15 protein-coding genes are annotated in these 16,955 nt (G+C 72.7%); 9 read left to right on the top strand and 6 right to left on the bottom strand.

Going from position 1 to position 16,955, the window contains the following annotated elements; translation table 11 throughout:
- Positions 1 to 214 precede the first annotated feature (214 nt).
- The 6 genes from pseB to ACIA5D_RS30355 are packed head-to-tail and all read left to right on the top strand — an operon-like array spanning position 215 to position 6,418.
- Positions 215 to 1,198: a UDP-N-acetylglucosamine 4,6-dehydratase (inverting) gene (pseB, locus tag ACIA5D_RS30380; protein WP_396033733.1), complete on the top strand. Its 984-nt coding sequence runs from the start codon at positions 215 to 217 to the stop codon at positions 1,196 to 1,198.
- Complete coding sequence (locus tag ACIA5D_RS30375; protein ID WP_396033732.1) at positions 1,198 to 2,322, top strand: DegT/DnrJ/EryC1/StrS family aminotransferase; 1,125 nt, start codon at positions 1,198 to 1,200, stop codon at positions 2,320 to 2,322. Before pseB ends, ACIA5D_RS30375 begins: the two co-directional genes overlap by 1 nt.
- A 4-nt stretch (positions 2,323 to 2,326) precedes the next feature.
- Positions 2,327 to 3,169: a hypothetical protein gene (locus tag ACIA5D_RS30370; RefSeq protein ID WP_396033731.1), complete on the top strand. Its 843-nt coding sequence runs from the start codon at positions 2,327 to 2,329 to the stop codon at positions 3,167 to 3,169.
- Positions 3,166 to 4,698 carry a hypothetical protein gene (locus ACIA5D_RS30365; RefSeq protein WP_396033730.1) on the top strand — a complete coding sequence of 511 codons (1,533 nt, stop codon included), beginning with the start codon at positions 3,166 to 3,168 and terminating at the stop codon, positions 4,696 to 4,698. The genes ACIA5D_RS30370 and ACIA5D_RS30365 overlap by 4 nt, the downstream gene beginning before the upstream one ends.
- Entirely contained in the window at positions 4,695 to 5,420 is a 726-nt protein-coding gene (locus ACIA5D_RS30360; RefSeq protein WP_396033729.1) for a cytidylyltransferase domain-containing protein, read from the top strand. The genes ACIA5D_RS30365 and ACIA5D_RS30360 overlap by 4 nt, the downstream gene beginning before the upstream one ends.
- On the top strand, positions 5,417 to 6,418 hold the full coding sequence (locus ACIA5D_RS30355; protein WP_396033728.1) for a PseG/SpsG family protein: 1,002 nt from the start codon (positions 5,417 to 5,419) through the stop codon (positions 6,416 to 6,418). Before ACIA5D_RS30360 ends, ACIA5D_RS30355 begins: the two co-directional genes overlap by 4 nt.
- Here ACIA5D_RS30355 and ACIA5D_RS30350 read toward each other — a convergent pair.
- From ACIA5D_RS30350 to ACIA5D_RS30335, 4 genes are read right to left on the bottom strand one after another with little or no spacing between them, the layout of a single operon-like run.
- On the bottom strand, positions 6,405 to 7,418 hold the full coding sequence (locus ACIA5D_RS30350; protein WP_396033725.1) for an NADPH:quinone reductase: 1,014 nt from the start codon (positions 7,416 to 7,418) through the stop codon (positions 6,405 to 6,407). The two genes, ACIA5D_RS30355 and ACIA5D_RS30350, sit on opposite strands and share 14 nt — an antisense overlap.
- Positions 7,419 to 7,440: 22 nt before the next feature.
- Positions 7,441 to 7,935, bottom strand: a complete 495-nt coding sequence (locus ACIA5D_RS30345) for a GNAT family N-acetyltransferase (RefSeq protein WP_396033723.1) — start codon at positions 7,933 to 7,935, stop codon at positions 7,441 to 7,443.
- Positions 7,932 to 9,221 (bottom strand): type II toxin-antitoxin system HipA family toxin, encoded by a 1,290-nt coding sequence (locus tag ACIA5D_RS30340; protein ID WP_396033722.1) that lies wholly within the window; start codon positions 9,219 to 9,221, stop codon positions 7,932 to 7,934. Before ACIA5D_RS30340 ends, ACIA5D_RS30345 begins: the two co-directional genes overlap by 4 nt.
- On the bottom strand, positions 9,218 to 9,481 hold the full coding sequence (locus ACIA5D_RS30335; RefSeq protein ID WP_396033721.1) for a helix-turn-helix domain-containing protein: 264 nt from the start codon (positions 9,479 to 9,481) through the stop codon (positions 9,218 to 9,220). The genes ACIA5D_RS30340 and ACIA5D_RS30335 overlap by 4 nt, the downstream gene beginning before the upstream one ends.
- Positions 9,482 to 9,641: 160 nt before the next feature.
- Here ACIA5D_RS30335 and ACIA5D_RS30330 point away from each other — a divergent pair, with 160 nt between their 5' ends.
- The gene (locus ACIA5D_RS30330) at positions 9,642 to 10,124 is read left to right on the top strand and encodes a response regulator transcription factor (RefSeq protein WP_396033720.1); all 483 of its coding nucleotides are present in this window, start codon (positions 9,642 to 9,644) and stop codon (positions 10,122 to 10,124) included.
- A 53-nt stretch (positions 10,125 to 10,177) separates the two neighbouring features.
- Positions 10,178 to 11,662, top strand: coding sequence for an MFS transporter (locus ACIA5D_RS30325; RefSeq protein WP_396033719.1), 1,485 nt, complete (start codon positions 10,178 to 10,180; stop codon positions 11,660 to 11,662).
- Here ACIA5D_RS30325 and ACIA5D_RS30320 read toward each other — a convergent pair.
- Positions 11,646 to 12,668: an LD-carboxypeptidase gene (locus ACIA5D_RS30320; protein WP_396033717.1), complete on the bottom strand. Its 1,023-nt coding sequence runs from the start codon at positions 12,666 to 12,668 to the stop codon at positions 11,646 to 11,648. The two genes, ACIA5D_RS30325 and ACIA5D_RS30320, sit on opposite strands and share 17 nt — an antisense overlap.
- A 16-nt stretch (positions 12,669 to 12,684) precedes the next feature.
- Complete coding sequence (locus ACIA5D_RS30315; protein WP_396033716.1) at positions 12,685 to 13,308, bottom strand: response regulator transcription factor; 624 nt, start codon at positions 13,306 to 13,308, stop codon at positions 12,685 to 12,687.
- A gap of 238 nt (positions 13,309 to 13,546) precedes the next feature.
- Here ACIA5D_RS30315 and ACIA5D_RS30310 point away from each other — a divergent pair, with 238 nt between their 5' ends.
- Positions 13,547 to 16,843 carry a BTAD domain-containing putative transcriptional regulator gene (locus tag ACIA5D_RS30310; RefSeq protein ID WP_396033715.1) on the top strand — a complete coding sequence of 1,099 codons (3,297 nt, stop codon included), beginning with the start codon at positions 13,547 to 13,549 and terminating at the stop codon, positions 16,841 to 16,843.
- The last annotated feature ends 112 nt before the right edge of the window (positions 16,844 to 16,955 follow it).

The raw sequence follows: 16,955 nt of genomic DNA, 5'->3' as shown, positions 1-16,955 counted from the left end.
GGGGACAGAGGACTCCTACTTTCTTACAGGGTTCTGGACGACATGACCAATCTCGCCTGAACTCCAGTTGAACGAGTGTTGTCCTTTTCCATCTGGCCTGGAAAGCGCAGCAATCGTGGTTATGCTTCCGCCTCGTACGGCCTTCCTGACCCCATCCAACCGCCCCGCCCACCTCCCTTAAGCGGACTGAAGACGAACCCCTCGGAGCTTCAACGTGTCTGAAATCAGCGGATCCTCGATCCTCGTCACCGGTGCCACCGGGTCATTCGGGAAGGCGTTCCTCAAGTACGCCATCGAACACCTCGACCCGCAGCGCATCGTCATCCTTTCCCGGGACGAGCTGAAGCAGTACGAGGTCCGCCAGATGTTCGGCGACGACAAGCGCCTGCGTTTCTTCCTCGGCGACATCCGCGACCGGGACCGGCTGGCCCGCGCCGTGCACGGCGTCGACTACCTGATCCACGCGGCCGCCCTCAAGCAGGTCGACACGGCGGAGTACAACCCCTCCGAGTTCGTCGCCACCAACATCAACGGCTCGCAGAACGTCATCGACGCCGCGATCAACGCCGGCGTGAAGAAGGTGGTGGCGCTCTCGACCGACAAGGCGTCCAGCCCGATCAACCTGTACGGCGCCACCAAGCTGGTCGCCGACAAGTCGTTCATCGCCGGCAACCACTACGCCGCCACCCACCCGACCCGGTTCGCCGTGGTCCGCTACGGCAACGTGATGGGCAGCCGCGGCTCGGTCGTGCCGCTGTTCCGCAAGCTGGCCGCCAACGGCGAGAGCCTGCCGATCACCGACAAGCGGATGACCCGCTTCTGGATCACGCTCCCGGCGGCCGTGAAGTTCGTGGTCGACTCGTTCGACGCGATGGAGGGCGGCGAGCTGTTCGTGCCGCGCATCCCGAGCATGCGGATCATGGACCTGGTCGAGGCCGTCGCGCCCGGCTCGGCGACGCACGAGACCGGCATCCGCCCCGGCGAGAAGCTGCACGAAGAGATGATCGCGGCCGACGACAGCCGCCGTACCCTGCGCTTTCCCGACCGCTACGTGGTGCAGCCGGTCGTCGCGAGCTGGGGCTACCGGACCCCGCAGGGCGGCGAAGAGGTCGCCGACGGCTTCAACTACCGCTCCGACAACAACGACCTGTGGCTGAGCATCGACGACATGCGCAAGCTCATCGACGAGGACAACTGATGCTGCCGTACGGGCGGCAGTCGATCGACGACTCCGACATCGAGGCGGTGGTCGCCGCGCTCGGCAGCGACTGGCTGACCACCGGACCCCGGGTCGCGCAGTTCGAGAAGGACATCGAGGCCGTCGCCGGCGCGCCCGCCGTGACGGTGACCAACGGGACGACCGCCCTCAACACCGCGTACGCGGCGGCCGGCATCGGGCCCGGCGACGAGGTCGTCGTCACCCCGATGACGTTCGTGGCCACCGCGTCCGGCGCGGCCACGCTCGGCGCCACGGTCGTCTTCGCCGACGTCGAGGACGACACCGCCAACCTGGACCCGGCGGCGGTCGAGGCCGCGGTCACCTCGCGCACCCGGGCGATCGGCGCGGTCGACTACGCCGGCCACCCGGCCGACTACGACGCGCTCCGCAAGATCTCCGACCGGGTCGGCGCGGTGCTCATCGGGGACGCCGCGCACGCGATCGGCTCGACCGACCAGGGCCGGCCGGTCGGCACGCTCGCCGACCTGACCACCTTCTCGTTCTTCCCCACCAAGAACCTGACCACCGCCGAGGGCGGCGCGGTCGCCTCGACCCGGCCCGACCTGCTCGATCGCGCCCGCACCTACAGCCGCATCGGCATGGTGCGCGAGCCCGGGAAGCTCCGGCGGCCCGACGAGGGCGGCTGGTTCTACGAGGTGCACGAGTTCGGCAACAACTACCGCCTGCCCGACTTGCTCTGCGCGCTCGGCAGCTCCCAGCTGAGCCGGCTCGCCGAGTTCAAGGCGGCGCGGCAACGGCTCACGGCCCGCTACGACGAACTGCTCGCCGACGTGCCCGGCCTCCGGCTGCCGATCCAGCGCGACGGTGTCGACCCGATGCGGCACCTCTATCCCGTACGCGTGCTCGACGGCCGCCGCCGCGAGGTGTACGACCGGCTGCGCGCGGCCGGGATCGGGGTGCAGGTCAACTACATCCCCGTCTACTGGCACCCGGTGTTCGAAGACCTCGGCTACCGGCGGGGGATGTGCCCCGTGGCGGAGGCCTTCTACGCCGAGGAGCTGTCGCTGCCGCTCTTCGTGGACCTCACCGACGCCGACCAGGATCGCGTCGTGGAGGGGCTGCGGCAGATCCTGGGGAGCTGACAGGGTGCACCACGCGAACCACTTCTACGGCCACGCGCACGTGCTCGCGCAGTACTGCGGCCTCGATCCCGAGCACCCGCCCCGGATCGAGGGCTACGTGCAGCACGGGTGGAACGTGGTGGACGGGCTCGGCGCCGGCACGCCGTACATGCCGGGCCGGCCCATCTTCGTCTGGTCCGAGCAGACCCGCCGGCGTGCGTGGTCGATGGGGCGCCGGCAGGCCACGGTGATCGGCGCGCCCTTCCTCTATCTGCTGGAGGTCGCCGCGGAGGAGGAGCCGATCGCTCGCGAGGGAACGATCTGGTACCCGTTCCACGGCTGGGAGAGTCAGCAGGTGCGGGGCAGCCACGCCCGGCTGATCGACGAGATCATGGCGACCGAGGACGGCCCCGTCACGTTCTGCCTGTACTGGAACGAGTACCGCACCGACCGAGTCCGCGCCGAGTACGAGAAGGCCGGCCGGGTGGTGTGCCACGGCTACCGCGGCTTCCAGTGGCTCGACACCGACACCCGGTTCCTCCACAACCAGCTCGCCGAGCTGCGGCGACACCGGCGGGTGGCGTCGAACAGGCTCAGCAGTGCGATCTTCTACGGTGTGGCGGCGGGCTGCCTCCCGGCCGTCTACGGTGACCCGATGCGCCTGGAGAACGAGGACCGGCCGACCGCCGAGCGCATCCGCCGGCAGTGGCCCGAGCTGCACGGCACGCATCCCGACCCGGCCGCGGCCCGGCCGGTCGCGATGGCCGAGCTCGGCGCCGGCTACCTCGCCTCCCCGGCCGAGCTGCGCGCCATGCTGGGCTGGTCCGGGCCGGTCCGGTCCGACGACCGCGCGGCGGTGGCGGCGTGATCCGGTTGATCGGCGGCGAGATGCCCGGCTTCGCGGAAGACCGGCCACCGGCCGGCGGCGCGCTGCTCGGCTACCTGACCGGTCGGATGCCGGCCGGCGTGAGCGTGCTGGTCGCCGGCCCGCACGAGCCCGCGCTGGTCGACGAGCTCGCCGTGCGCACCTCGGTGACCTGCCTGGTCCGCTCCGAGCCCGCGGCGATCGAGCTGGACGGCCGCGGTCTCGACGTCCTGTGCGGCACGCTCGCCAAGCTCCCCGAGCCCGGCCGCTGGGACGTGGTCGTGGCGCTCGACGGCCTCGGCCGGCTCTGCTCGGCCGAGGGGCCGCAGCTCGACTGGGCCGAGAGCCTTCAGGCGGTCAAGCGGGCGCTGCGCCCGGGCGGCACGCTGCTGCTCGCCGTGGAGAACGAGCTCGGCGTGCACCGCCTGGTCGACCCGGCGACCGCCACCTCGGCGCAGACCGACGACGCGTGGCGGCCGCTCGGCGAGTTCGACGACACCAAGCCCGGCACTCCGGCCCGGCTGGCCGCGCGGCTCGCCGCCGAGGGGCTCGCGGTCGACTGGCTCGCCGCGGGCTGGGCCGAGCCCGGCCGGCCGGCGTTGCTCGCCACGCCGAGCGCCCTGCGGGACGGGCCCGTGGACGCGCTCGCCGCCCTGACCGCGCGGGCGGCCGGCACCGGGTACGCGAATCGCAGTGTCCTCTCGGATCCCCGCCGCCTCGCCGCCGCGGCCGTGCGGGGCGGACTCGGACCCGAGCTCGCCGCATCCTGGCTGGTCGTCGCCCACCTCGCGCCCCGGCCCTCGGCGGTTCTCTCCCTACCGCCGGTACTGCTCGGCGACGGCCCGGCCCTGCTCGGCGACGGCCCGGTTCTCGAGGTGTCGCCGGGCCCGGACGGCGTCTGGACCCGGCGCGTGCTGCGCGAGGCTGCCGGACGCGACCTGTCGGCTCTCGACGGACCGCTGCCCCGGGGCCGGCTGGTCGAGGAGCTGCTGATCGGCGCCTGCCTGCGGCACGACCTGCCCGCCGTGCGCCGGCTCCTGACCGGCTGGATCGCGGCGCAGCCCTGGGCCACCGCCGACAACGTGGTCGTCTCCGGCGATACGTTCACCGTGCTCGACGCGAGTGTCCCGGCCTCGGCGGACGCGCTCCGCGAACTCGCCCGGACGCTGCTCACCGGCGGGTACGCGCATCCGTGGCCCGCCGCCACCGACCTGCGGGCGCTGACCGCGATCCTGCACGGCGCCGCCGGGCTCACCGGCGACGTCCCGGCGGTCCCGGCCCGCGACGACCCGCCGCGGCCGGACTCCCGCCGAGAGCACGAGGAACAGCTGCGGGCCCTCGACCGCCGGCTGGCCGACGCCGCCTCCCGCGCGCAGTGGTACGAGCGCGAGCTCGCCAAGCGGGAGGAGGAGCTGCGCAAGGCCCGTGTCCAGATCTCCGCCTTCAGCGGTAATTTCGTCTACCGCTTCGCGAAGCTGGGGTACGGGGTAGCGCGCAAGGCACGAAATCGCCTTCGAAAAGGAAATAGATGACATCCCTCGGCATCATCCAGGCGCGGATGGACTCGTCCCGCCTCCCCCGCAAGGTGCTGCTCAAGCTCGGCGGCCGCACCGTGCTCGAGCGCGTCGTGCTGGGCGCCCGGCAGAGCGGCGTGCTCGACGAGCTGGTCGTGGCCACCACGGTCGAGCCGGCCGACGACGCGATCGTCGAGGAGTGCGAGCGGATCGGCGTGGCCTCCCACCGCGGGCCGGTCGACGACGTGCTCGGCCGCTTCCTGGGCGTGCTCGACCGGCACGAGAGCGACGTCGTGCTGCGGTTCACCGCCGACAACCCGCTGATCGACCCCGAGCTGATCGCCCGGGCGCACCGGGTCTTCGTGGCGTCGGGCGCCGACTACCTGACCACGTCGATCGCGCACACGCTGCCGCGCGGGCTCGACGTCGAGATGGTGCGGACGCCGGTGCTGCGGGCCGTCGACGCGCTCGCGACCGACCACCACCGGGTGCACGTGACGTCGTACATCTACACGCACGCCGACGACTTCGACGTGATCGGCCTGACCCTGCAGCCCGATCTCTCCCACCTGCGGCTGACCCTCGACACCGAGGACGACCTGAAGCTGATCGAGGCCATCGTCGGAGAGTTCGGCGACGAGCCGGTCGGGTATCGCGCGCTCACCGCGTGGCTGCTCTCCCGGCCCGACCTCGTGGAGATCAACGCGCACGTCCTGCAGAAGGCGCTCGTGCAGGCGTGACGATCGTCGGCATTCGCTGCGATGCCGGTGCCCGCACCGGCGTCGGGCATCTGGTGCGGTGCGTGGCGCTCGCCGAGGAGCTGGTCGCCCGCGGCGCCGGGGTTCGCTTCCTGAGCGACCTGGGCGGCGTCGAGTGGGCCGAGGTCCAGCTCAGCCGGCGCGGGCTGCCGTGGCATCCGCCGCCGTTCGACCCGGTCGCCCTGGTGGCGGCCATCGAGCGCCTCGAGATCGACGCGCTGGTGATCGACTCGTACACGCTGCCGCCACCGCACAGCGCGGCGGTGCGCAGGACCGGGCGCCGGGTGCTGGCCGTCGTCGACGGCGACTTCCGCGGACAGTCCGCCGACATCTACGTCGACCAGAACCTCGATTCGGTGATCCACGTCGAGGACGCGATCGGGCTGGCGGGCCTCGACTACGCGCTGTTGCGCTCATCGGTGCGCTCGCTGCGGCCGGTGACCCCGCCCGTGCACCGCTCCGGACGTACGCCCAAGGTTGTCGCCTTTTTCGGCGGCACCGACGCCTACCGCGCGGCGCCGCAGGTGGCGCGACTGCTCACCCGGACCGGCGTGGGTTTCGAAGCGACGATCATCGGGGCGGACGAGGAGCTGCGCGCCGAGCTGGCGGGTATCGAGGCCGGACCGGGGCAGCGCTTCGAGGTCATCGCGCCCACCGACGACCTGCCCAAGCTGCTCGCCGGCGCCGACCTTGCGGTCAGCGCCAGCGGCACCTCGACCTGGGAGCTGCTCTGCCTCGGCCTGCCCGCCGCGCTGGTCTGGGTCGTGGACAACCAGATCCTCGGGTACGAGCGGGTGATGGCCCGCGGCATCGCGGCCGGGCTCGGGCAGCTCGGGCACTTCGGCGACGACGCGGTGGCGGCGCTGCGCCGGCTGCTCACCGACGCGTCGCTGCGCACCGAGCTGGCCGCCCGGGCGTGGGCGGCCGTCGACGGGCGCGGCGTGGAGCGGGTCGCCGACGCCTTGCTCAGGGCTGGGTGACCTCGATGACCACCTTGCCGACCGCGTGCTGCTCGACCGCCTCGTGCGCGTCGGCCACCCGCTCGAACGGGTAGCGCAGGATCGGCAGACCGGCCTCGTCGCCCACCCGGAACATGCCGGCGTTGACCGCCTCGGCCACCGCCGCGACCGCGTTGTCCTTCTCCTCGGTCGTGGTCGTGTAGGTCAGCACGAAGTCGAGGCTGGCGTTCTTGAGCATCGCCTTGAAGCTCGGGATCGTCACCTCGCCGCCCACGTAGAGCGCGATGTTGCCGCCCGGCGCGACCGCGCTCAGGTCGGTTCGCAGGTTCTCGGTGTTGACCTCGACCACGATCTGGCAGCCGCCCGGGGCGAGCTCCTTCACCCGGGCCGCCACGTCCTCCTCGCGGTAGTTGATCACCACGTCGGCGCCGGCCGCGGCGGCCAGACCGGCCTTCTCCTTGGAGCTCACCGTGGTCAGCACGGTCGCGCCCGCCCACTTGGCGAGCTGGATCGCGGCGTTGCCGACGGCGCCCGCGCCACCGGCGACCAGCACCGTGCGGCCCTCGAGCGCGCCCGGCCCGAGCCGGGCCGGCCCGTCGCTGGCCAGAGTGAGGCAGCGGTGCGCGGTGAGCGCCGGGATGCCCAGCGCCGCGCCGACCTCGAACGGCACGTCGTCGTTCATCGGCACGACCTGGCGGCGGGGCAGCACCACGTACTCCTGTGCGGTGCCGTTCACCCGGCCGTAGCCGGCGTCCCACACCCAGACCCGGTCCCCCGGCTCGATGCCGGTGACCCCGTCGCCGACGGCGTCGACCACGCCGGCGCCATCTTGGTTGGGCACCCGCGGCGGCGCCACTCCGTCGGGCACGCCGCGCCCCGCACGGGTGCCGGTGTCGGTCGGGTTGACCGCGGACAGAACGATCCGGACGCGAACCTCACCGGCGCCGGCGAGCGGGGTCTCCCGCTCCACGATCTGCAGGACGGCGGCGGGACCGGGCTCTTCGAAGACAGCAGCACGCATGCATCACACATTAGGCGTGTTGCTAGGAGAGCTCACGGCGCATGGCGAGGCGCGGCCATCGATCGAGGCCGAACTCGGCCTCCCGCTGCCGGATCCGCCGCAGCTCCGGCGTCAGCTCGGCGTCGGCGAGCCGCCGGAAGCCGAGCCGCTCGTAGTAGGGCGCGTTCCAGGCGACCTCAGCGAACGTGGTGAGGGTCAGAGCCGGCGATCCCCGCTCCCGGGCCCACGCCGCGACGTGCTCGATCAGCGCCGCGCCCAGCCCGCGGCGGCCGTGGGCGGGATCGACCGAGACCTGCTCGACGTGCACGTTCCCGTCCACCAAGTCGGCGACGAGATAGGCCACCGACCCTTCTGCCACCCACGCCCGCCCGTCCCGCACGTACGCGAGCAACGTCTCGGCCGTCGGCGGCTCGCCCGCCGGCCCGAAGTCCATGCCGATGTCGCGGAACATCCGGTCGGCCGCCACCTCGATCGCCCGCATCGCCTCGACGTCCGCTTCCCGCGCCGCCCGGATCATCCCTCCGCCAATCGCCGCCGGCAGCTTCCGACGTGCTCCTCGACCGCCGTGGCCAGCCGCTGCGGCAGCGCCGACCGCAGGGCAACGACCGCGTCCGCGCTCGCCACCTCGCGAAACGCGCCGGGCAACCGGCCGGCCAGCGCGTCGATCCGCTCGATCGTCCGATCTGGGTCGAGGCCGTTCCGCGTCGCGAGAGCGCGCCAATGCTTCCCGGTGATCGCCTCGACCCGGTACTCCGAGCCGATCTTCATGGCGAGTCGCAGCCGTGGCAGGTACATGTCGTCGTAGGGCAGGCTGCTCGCCACGTCGTACAGCGGCGCCAACCGAACCTGCCGCTGCACCCGCAGGAGCGAGTAGTTCTTGGCGTGGGCGTCGGTCCCGGCGATGAGCCAGTTCAGCGCGAGCGCGTCGACGAACCGCTCGACCTCGACCGTAGCCACCGGCGGCGCGATCGCCCGGCGCACGAGCGCGATGATCTGCTCGGGCGATGGCCCGCCTTCGCTCTGGTACTTGGCAGTGGGTGGCAGACCGAGCGCCTGGCACATGTCTTCCTGGTGGATCCGCCCGACCTGCCCGTCGCCGAGCGGGAAACGGTCATATCGCTCGACCACGATCGCTCGCTCGTCGCCGAACGACATCACGCGCGCGGTGGCCGTGCGCAGCCCGGCCATTCGAGCGGACCGCAGGCAGAGGTGCTCGTTGAGGTCGTGGTCGTCGAACCCGGCGATGGCCGGCTTGAGGATGTGCGTCGTCGGCACCGCTCCCGACGGGTCGCCCCACTTGCCGGTGGTGACGTCGACATGGAGCGCGGTCTTGGCCTGCGCTCCGGCCAGGCTGAACTGACCGGTCCCGGCCAGGTGCCACGCGGACGGGTCACGCCGCAGCGTCCGCAGCCGCTCCGCGATCTGCTCCTCGGTGAGCGGCACGATCGCGCCGACCCGGGCGATGGTCGCCGCGACGCGCTCGGGCGGGACGAACATCACGGCGCCGGCGCAATCTTCGCCGACGTGGCTGAGCAGCGCGAACGGATTGCCGGCCGACACGTGGAAGTCTCGGCCCCACCGCTCGAGGACCCCCTCGTTGTCCGGCAGGAGACCCTGGCAGAAGGCGCGGACCACCCGGTCGGGGTAGGCCTGGCCGGTGAGCGGCATGGACAGCGAGATCGGCTGCGCGTCCGGTGAATCCAGGTACGCGTGGGCGTAGGCGAAGAACAGCGCGCCGCCCTCACCCTGCGACAGCCGGCCGACCACCCGGACGCCGAGCAGCACGGTCAACTCCCCGCTCACGGCGCCCCGCCGAGTGAGTCGAGGTAGGCGTCCAGGTCGATCTCGGGCTGGGGCTCGGGGCGGCAATCCAGGTACAGCCCCAGGGCCGCGATCACCTTGAAGACAAGGCCGACCTCGACGGTGGGTTTGCCGGTCTCCAGGTCGGAGAGCCAGCGCCGGCTGACCGTCGCCCTGGTCGCCAGACCGACCTGGCTGAGGCCGGCGGCGTGTCGTCGATCGCGCACGTACCTGCCGAGATCCTCGGCGTCACTCAGGCGCATGTGGCCCCCCTCTGCGCGCGTACGTGCACATTCTAGCCGCTGTGCACGTACGCGCACAACGCTCGCTTGGTGCGCGTACGTGCACAACGCAAAAACGGCTCAGCGGGTTCCGGCGGGATGCCGAACAGCACTGTGTCCGCCCGCAGCCCCTGGAGGCCCCGTGTCAACCGTGCTCATCGCCGACGACGACGCCGACCACCGCGAACTCCTCACCCTCGCCCTGCACCGCGCCGGGCACGAGGTGGTCACCGCCGAGCATGCCCGGGACGCGTTGGCCGCCCTTCTCGCCGGCGGGATCGACGCCGCGCTGCTGGACGTGCGGATGCCCGGCGAGTCGGGCATCGAGCTCTGCCGCAAGCTGCGGGCCGAGCCGGCCACCGCCCTGCTCCCGGTGATGCTGATCAGCGCCGACGTCAACGACCAGCGCATCCTCGCCGCGCTCCAGGCCGGGGCCGACGACTTCCTGACCAAGCCGTTCCACCGCGCCGAGCTCTGCACGCGGCTGGAGAACCTGATGGTCCGCAAGCCGGGGACCGTCCGGAAGTCGGCGACGGCCGCCGCGGCCGCCGCGATGGCCGCCACCCGGGCGGTGCGCGCCGCCGCCGTCAGGACTCCGGAGCCGCGCAGTCGCCGTACCGCCTGATCATGGTCATCTGAGGTAAGCCCGGAGTCGTTCATGCGGCGTAAGGTCGGCCCATGACCGTCGGGGACACGCTGATCCACTATCGCAGCGCACGGGGCCGCTGGGTTCTGCTGGGCACGGTGCTCGGCTCCAGCCTGGCGTTCATCGACGCCACGGTGGTCAACATCGCGCTGCCGTCGATCGGGGAGGACCTCGGCGCCGACGCGGCCGGCCTCCAGTGGACGGTCAACGGGTACGCGCTGAGCCTGGCCTCGCTGATCCTGCTGGGCGGCTCGCTCGGCGACCGGTTCGGCCGCAAGCGGATCTTCATGATCGGCGTCACCTGGTTCGCGATCGCGTCCCTGCTGTGCGGGCTCGCTCCGACCATGGAGCTGCTGATCGGCGCCCGGATCCTGCAGGGCATCGGCGGCGCGCTGCTCACCCCCGGCGCGCTGGCCATCCTCCAGGCCTCGTTCGTCCGCGACGACCGGGCCCGGGCGATCGGCGCCTGGTCGGGGCTGGGCGGCATCGGCGGCGCGCTCGGCCCGTTCCTCGGCGGCTGGCTGGTCGAGGCGGGCAGCTGGCGGTACATCTTCCTGATCAACGTGCCGGTGGCGGCGCTGGTGCTCCTGGTGAGCGCACGGCACGTGCCGGAATCGCGCAACCCGGAGGCGGCGCACCACTTCGACGTGGCCGGCATCGTGACCGGCGCGATCGGGCTGGGCGGCCTCACCTACGGCTTCACGGCCTGGCCGATGCGCGGGCCCACCGACCCGGTCGTGCTGATCTCGCTGGCGGTGGGCGTGGCCGGGCTGGTCGCGTTCGTGCTGGCCGAGCGCCGGTCGCCGCAGCCGATGGTGCCGCTGGAGATCTTCCACCACAGGGCGTTCACCGGCGCCAACCTGGTCACCTTCGTGGTCTACGCGGCCAACGGCGGCGTGTTCTTCCTGTTCGTCATCAACTTGCAGGTGGTGGCTGGGTTCAGCCCGCTGGCCGCCGGTATCGCGCTGTTGCCGACGACCGTGATCATGCTGCTGCTGTCGGCCCGCTCGGGTCAGTTGGGCCAGCGCATCGGCCCACGTATCCCGATGACGGTCGGACCGCTGATCTGCGGGGCCGGCCTGCTGATGATGGCGATGATCGGGCCGGACGCGTCGTACCTGACCGACGTGCTGCCCTCGGTGATCATCTTCGGGCTGGGGCTGACGACGCTGGTGGCGCCGCTGACCGCGACGGCGCTCGGCTCGCTCGACGACGCGCACGCCGGCATCGCCTCGGGCGTGAACAACGCGGTGGCGCGGGCCGCGAGCCTGCTGGCCGTCGCGATCCTGCCGCTCGCGGCCGGGCTGGGCAGCGGGAGCCTCACGGTCGCCGACCAGCTGCAGCCGGTCTACCGCAACACGATGCTGATCTGTGCGGGCCTGATGGCCGGCGGCGCGGTGGTGGCGTTCCTGCTGATCCCCAACCGGATCGAGAAGCCCAGCGAGTCGCGGAGCTTCTGCGACCCGTGCTCGCCGCCGCTGCCATCGGCCCACGACGCCGTCAGAATTGCGCGATGATCCGCCGGGCGGGCCCGTCCACGGTCATCCGGCCGCCGTACGGGAGGATCCACTGCGGCGCCGTGTGTCCGAAATCGACACCGAAGACGGCCATCGCCGACGGGTGGTAATCGGCCAGCGCGCGCAGCACCGCCTCGCGCTGCTCGTCGCGGTAGCGGGCCCGCTCCTCCTGCGGCGGGCGGTTGCCGATGTTGCTTGCCTTCGCGGTCCCCACCAGCACGGCCGGGAACTGTTCGAGCAGCCCGCGCTCGCCGGCGTTGCGCAGCATCCGGAACACCTCGTCGGCTGGCGGCATCTCCTCCGAGGTCTCCAGCAGCAGGATCATCCCGGCGTACTCGGCGGACGGCTTGATCCACCGGTTCGCCGCGAGGTTCCAGTGCAGGATCTCGAGGTTGCCTCCCCAGGTCGGCGCGGTGACCACCCGGTCGGCGTTGTGCCACTGAAAGCCGGGGCTCGGCACGTACGGCGCCGAGGACGTCAGCGAGGCCGGGTCGGCCCAGCTCAGCTCCTCGTCGCTGAACTCCTTGACCGGGGTGATCTCGAGGTCGGCCGTCTCGAAGAGGGCCGCCCGCAGCGAGGCGAGGTGCTCGGGGTCGACGCCGGCGCCCCGGGCGAGGTGCACCATCGTCGAGCCGCCGTGGTACCCGGGCACGCCGTGCCGCCACAGCCAGTTCAGCAGGTTGGTGTTGTCGGAGTAGCCGAAGAACGGCTTGGGGTCGGCCACGAACGGCGCGGGATCAAGATGCGGGAGCACGGTGATCTGGTCGCTGCCGCCGATGGTGGCGAACACCGCGCGGATCGTCGGGTCGCCGTACGCGGCCATCAGGTCGGCCGCACGCGCCGCCGGCGACGCGCCCTGACGGCGGGTGGCCGGAAACTCCACCGGCTCGAGCTCGAGCAGCTCGCGAAGCCGCCGCATGGCGAGATCGTGGGTCGCGGGATAGACCGCGGGACCCGCCCAGGAGGGGGACACGATGGCGACCTTGTCGCCGGGCTTGAGCTTCATGGCCCCCATTCAAGACTCAAATCATCCCCGCCCGCAGCGCATATGCGACCGCATGCGAGCGGTTGCGCAGCTTGAGCCGGTGCGTGACGCCATAGATGACGTTCTTCACGGTCCGCTCCGAGTAGCAGAGCTTGCCGGCGATCTCGTTGGTGTCGAAGCCGTCGGCCATCAGCCGTAGCACGTCGATCTCGCGCGGCGTCAGCCCCGACGCGTTGAGGCCGTTGGGCGCGAGCACGTCGCGCTGCATCCGGTCGACCTGCTTGAGCAACTCGCCCACGAGGTTCGGCGGCATGACCCCGCCGCCGGCCGCGGCCGCCCGTACGCTGTGCGCGAGCCGGTCGGCGGTCACCGCGGCGCGCGGCAGGATCGCCACCACCTTGCACTCGACCGCGGTCATCAGCTCGGCCTCGACGACCTCCTGGCAGACCAGCACAATCGGCGCGGCGGTCTCGGCGCCGGCCCGGCGCAGCGTGGCCACGACGTCCGGGGTGAGCCGCTCGGCCGCCGCCACCAGCACTTCCGCGTCGGCGCGCTGCTGCGTGCGCAGCACCGTGATGTCGCCGCGGAACTGGAGCAGCGCGGCCAGCCCGGCATGGTTGATCGGATCCATCGCCTGCAACGCGACCTTGACGTGTTCCATGGCCTGCCCCTTCCCCAGCGACGACGACACGCGACGTGGAACGAGTGTCGGAGAAGGTTCTTCAGGAATTCTTCAGAGATCCTTCATCGCCGGAGGCAGGCCGATAGGCCAGTTCAGCAGAGGTGCGTTTCGGCACGGAAGGGCTGCGAACGAGGTGTGCCCGTAAGTGCGGTTTCCGTTATCCATTGACACCCGGCCCGTCTCCACCGAAGTTGGGTTCACCGACCCGGGAGGACACGTGCCGGAAGTTCTGCGCGTCTGTGTGCTCGGGCCGGTCCGTGCCTGGATCGGCGAGCGCGAGATCGACCTGGGCGCCGCCCGGCAGCGGGCGGTGTTCGCGGTGCTCGCGGCCCATGCGGGCCGCCTCGTCGGCCGCGACGAGCTGATCACCGCGATCTGGGGCGACTCGCCGCCGGCCACCGCGGCCGGCAGCGTCTACACGTACGTCTCGGGCCTGCGCCGGGCCCTCACACCCGGCCTGCTCACCTCCGCCTCGGGCGGTTATCTGCTGCGGGTCGAGCCGCAGGATCTCGACGCCGACCGCTTCCAGCACCTGCGCGCCCAGGCGGCCGAGCTGCTGGCCACCGGCAACAACCGCGAGGCGGCCGACCGGCTCGACGAGGGGCTCGCGCTGTGGCGCGGCGACGCGTACGCGACATTGGCCGGCCCCTTCCTCGAGCTGGACCGCCAGCGCCTGGCCGAGCTGCGCCTGGCCACCGCCGAGCAGCGCGCCCGCGTCCTGCTCGACTCCGGCGGCGACGACGGCCTGATCGCCGAGCTCACCGGCCTGGTCAAGGACAACCCCCTGCACGAGCCGCTCCAGGAGCTGCTGATGCGCGCTCTGCACCGGGCGGGCCGGCACGCCGAGGCGCTCGAGGTCTTCCGCACCGCGCGGCGCACGCTGGTGGCCGAGCTCGGCATCGAGCCGGGCCCGGCGCTCCGCGAGCTCCAGCGGCAGGTGCTGGCCGGCTCGGCGGAGGAGCCGGCCGCGCTCCCGGTGCCCGAGCCGCTGCGCACGGTGGTGCCGACGGCGGTGGCCAAGGCGTTGCGCGACGGGCTGGCGGCCCGCGACTGGTTCGGCCGCGAGGCCGAAATCGATCAGCTGCGCGGCTTCGTGCGGCGGCTCGCATCCGGCGTCGGCGGCGCGGTCTGGATCGAGGGCGAGGCCGGCATCGGCAAGACCGAGCTGCTCACCCACGCGTTCGCCGACGCGGCCCGCTGCGGCTGCCGGGTGGCCTGGGGCGCGGCCGACCAGCTCGGCTCGCGGGTGCCGCTGCAGGTGCTGTCCCGGGCGCTGGGCCTGGAGACGGCGTCGCGCCGCCCGCGCAGCCCGCTGGCCGAGCCAGACGTCGCCGAGGACCAGATCGTGGCCGCGGTGCGCGCGGCCTGCGCGGCCGGGCCGCTCATCCTCATCGTCGACGACATGCAGTGGGCCGACAGCGCCACCGTCCGGGTCTGGGAGCGGCTGCGCGTCCTGGTCGGCCGGCTCGCGCTGCTGCTGGTCGCCTCGTCCCGGCCCGGCGACCGGGCCGCGCCGGCGCAGGCGCTGCGCCTGCGCCCGCTCTCCACCGCCCAGCTCGACCGGCTGGTGGCCGCGCTGGTCGGCGCCCCGCCCGGCGACAACCTGCGGGCGCTGGTGGCCCGCTCGGGCGGCAACCCGCTGTTCGCCCGCGAGCTGGTCGGCGCGCTGCGCCAGCGGGACGTCATCGAGGTCGCCGGCGGCCGTGCCGACATCGGCCCCGAGGTGACCGTCGAGCCGCCGCGCACGCTGATGGCGGCCGTGCACGCCACGCTCGACCTGCTCTCCGGGCCGACCCGCGACGTGTTGCGACTGGCGGCGCTGCTCGGCTCGGAGTTCTCGGTCAGCGAGGTGGTCGCGGTGACCGGCCGCTCGGCGCTCGACCTGGTCGGCGCGCTGGAGGAGGCGCTGGCCGCGAGCGTGCTGGTGGACAGCGGCACCGACCTGGCGTTCCGGCACGCGTACCTGCGACAGGCCTTGGTCGGCAGCGTTCCGCCGGCGCTGCGGGCCGGCCTGCACCGGCACGCGGCCGAGGTCCTCGCGGCCGGCGGCAGCCCGGTCACCCGGGTCGCCGAGCAGCTGGTGGCCGAGACGCCGGCGGTCGACACCTGGGTGCTCAACTGGCTGCTGGCCCACCACGCCGAGGTGGTGCGCCGGGCGCCCCAGATCGCCGGCGACCTGATCCGCCGGGCGCTGCGCACCGATCTGCCGTCGGCGGCGCAGCGCGGCGTGCTGCTGGTCGGCCTGGTACGCCTCGAGTTCCGCCGCGAGCGCTACCCGATGACCGAGGCGGAAGAGGCGATGAGCCTCGCCACCGATCCGGCCGACCGCGCCGAGATGCGGCACCTGCTCGCCACCATGCGGCATCGCAAGGGCGAGGAGGCCGAGGCCGTCGCGATGCTTCGCGAGGCGGTGGACGACCCGCGGGTGCCGACCATCTGGCGCACGAGGCACCGGGTGCTGCTGGCCAACTTCCGCCGCGGCGACCTCGACGACCTCGACCGCGCCGAGCGGCGGGCGCGGGTGGTGCACGCGGAGGCGGTGGCGGCCGGCCAGCCGTACGAGACCGCGTTCGCCCTGCAGACGATCTGGCTGACCAGCTCGATCCGCCGCGATCACGAGCGCGCGCTGCGCCACGTCGACGAGGCGCTCGACGTGGTGGCCGGCCGAACCGACCTGGCCGGCACGTACTTCGACCTGCTCGACAACCGCCTGTTCTCGCTGCAGAATCTGGACCGCCTGGACGAGGCGCAGAGCACGCTGCGCCGGGCCGCCGAGTTCGCGGCCGAGCATCGCCTGCCGGCCGGCCTGCAGGTGGCGACCGCGGTGCAGGACTACTGGCTGGGCCGGTGGGACGACGCGCTGGCCGAGGTGTCGGCGGTGACCGAGGACGGGCCGGGCATCACCCTGCACGGCATGCGCGAGCCGGGCGCGGTGACCATGCTGCTGCACGGGGTGGCCGCGCTGATCGCCCTGCACCGCGACGCCCGCGACCTGGCCGCCGCCCACCTCGACGCGGCCGACGCGGTGCCAGCCAGCGAGGCGGAGCGGGAGAACTGCGACTTCCTGCTGGTGGCCCGGGCGCTTGCGGCCGAGCAGCGGGGGCGGACGGGCGAGGCGCTGGAGGTGCTGGCGCCGCTGCTCCAGCCGTCGTACGCGCCGATGATGCTGCGCCACCAGTGGCTGCCCGACGTGCTACGGCTGGCCCTTCGCGAGTCCAGGATGGACATCGCGTCGCGGGCCGCGGAGATCTGCGCGGCCGAGGCGGCGCACGAGGTGCGGCCGGCCCGCGCGCACGCCGCCCATCTGCGCTGCCAGGCGCTGCAGAGCGGCGATCCGGCACCGGCGCTGGCCGCCGCCGAGCACTACCGGCGGGTGGGCCGCCGGTTCGAGCTGGCCGCCGCGCTCGAGGACGCGGCGACCGCCGGCGGCGAGCGCCCGGACGAGGCGTTGCGCATCTACACCTCGATGTCGGCGCGCTGGGACATGGCGCGCATATCGAGCGCTGTCGTTTAATCTGCTCGGAATCCCTCCCGCACGCGCCGCGACGCGTGCGTTTGTGATTGGTTCTGGTGGAGGACCTTGACAGGAAAAGTTTGATAGTGCGTGAATGTGTTTCCAGGCGGTT

Origin of the sequence: Actinoplanes sp. NPDC051513 (assembly GCF_044454685.1) — a bacterium.
Lineage (GTDB): Bacteria > Actinomycetota > Actinomycetes > Mycobacteriales > Micromonosporaceae > Actinoplanes.
This window is presented reverse-complemented; position numbering and strand designations above follow the sequence as displayed.

Excerpts from the sequence above, each read along its gene's own strand:
- ACIA5D_RS30375 (WP_396033732.1), top strand. The coding sequence starts at position 1,198 with ATGCTGCCGTACGGGCGGCAGTCGATCGACGACTCCGACATCGAGGCG.
- ACIA5D_RS30360 (WP_396033729.1), top strand. The coding sequence starts at position 4,695 with ATGACATCCCTCGGCATCATCCAGGCGCGGATGGACTCGTCCCGCCTC.
- ACIA5D_RS30350 (WP_396033725.1), bottom strand. The coding sequence starts at position 7,418 with ATGCGTGCTGCTGTCTTCGAAGAGCCCGGTCCCGCCGCCGTCCTGCAG.
- ACIA5D_RS30345 (WP_396033723.1), bottom strand. The coding sequence starts at position 7,935 with ATGATCCGGGCGGCGCGGGAAGCGGACGTCGAGGCGATGCGGGCGATC.
- ACIA5D_RS30335 (WP_396033721.1), bottom strand. The coding sequence starts at position 9,481 with ATGCGCCTGAGTGACGCCGAGGATCTCGGCAGGTACGTGCGCGATCGA.
- ACIA5D_RS30325 (WP_396033719.1), top strand. The coding sequence starts at position 10,178 with ATGACCGTCGGGGACACGCTGATCCACTATCGCAGCGCACGGGGCCGC.
- ACIA5D_RS30320 (WP_396033717.1), bottom strand. The coding sequence starts at position 12,668 with ATGAAGCTCAAGCCCGGCGACAAGGTCGCCATCGTGTCCCCCTCCTGG.
- ACIA5D_RS30315 (WP_396033716.1), bottom strand. The coding sequence starts at position 13,308 with ATGGAACACGTCAAGGTCGCGTTGCAGGCGATGGATCCGATCAACCAT.